The 1,012-nt window shown below is 32.1% G+C and carries 1 pseudogene; it reads right to left on the bottom strand.

The features are described from left to right. Window positions 1–824: 824 nt before the first annotated feature. Window positions 825–1,012: pseudogene (locus PVV65_RS09835) on the bottom strand (hypothetical protein); the annotation flags it as partial.

The following is a 1,012-nucleotide window of genomic DNA, read 5'->3' as shown; positions in this document are numbered from 1 at the left end:
AAAACCATTGTAAAATCTAGACGCATAGGGTTTTACTAAATTTTTAGTAAAATAATGCTGTTAAAAAAATGCTCTATTCTAAAGTTAACGCCCCCAGAATTGGGGTGGTTAATTTTGCCAACTCAAAATTGAGCTGCTCAATTTTTAAAGAAATTAGGTTTTAAAGAAAAATAAAAATCTAGATTTCACAGCAGAGCAAATCTTGAAAACTTAGCTTCTAAAAAGCGTTTGTTTATTTGTCTTATGAAATGCTACTTTTAAAAACCAACGCGCGTAAATGTAAAAACGGGTTTTGCTATAGACATTTCACTTAATACACATTTGCTTTTGATTGGATTGATAAAGCTAGCAAACGTTTTGATTTATTTGATAGGTTTTGATTTTAGAATGTCAGTTATTTGAAATTCACTCAGCTCAATTTTGAGCTTAGTATTTTAAAACGTTTTAAAGAAGCATTTTTATAATGCGTTTTGATTTAAATGAATCTCTTTAAAGAAAAGGACGTTATTCTAATACGTTTGATAGCCATAAAGCGTTTACAGTCTCTATAATTCATTCTCTCATTCAAATGAGTGAGTAAAAATCATATGCATCATTTATGATCCTTTTGATAAGTTTTCATAAAAACAATAGAACGCTTGCAATATGATACGTTTTGTATGTAAATACTTATGATTTGGAACTGGTTATTCCAAAGCCTCCATTGAAAAGCCGCGTCATATCGATTGGCACGGCTTTCTTTTTTGGAGTTATCTTTTTTATGATACGTTTTAAGGAATGCATCTTATAATGCGTTTATAGCTATAAGAAGGCGCCCCCGTTCTTTATTCTGTTTCATCAACAATCTTGACAAGGTTATCGCTTTCATAAACCTCATAATTTACGGGAACTTCCCTTACTTTGCTTCTCTTGGTTAATTTCGCATTGCCATAAGCACGACCCCAGACCTTAGTATAGAATAAAACCTTGGCATTGCCAAAAACAGAGCCATAAATTTCAGCACAACCGCCCA

The sequence above is a fragment of the Bartonella sp. ML70XJBT genome (assembly GCF_028618425.1).
In the GTDB taxonomy this organism is placed as follows: domain Bacteria; phylum Pseudomonadota; class Alphaproteobacteria; order Rhizobiales; family Rhizobiaceae; genus Bartonella.
Note: the sequence above shows the minus strand (reverse complement) of the source record. Positions and strands in the feature narration are given on the sequence as shown.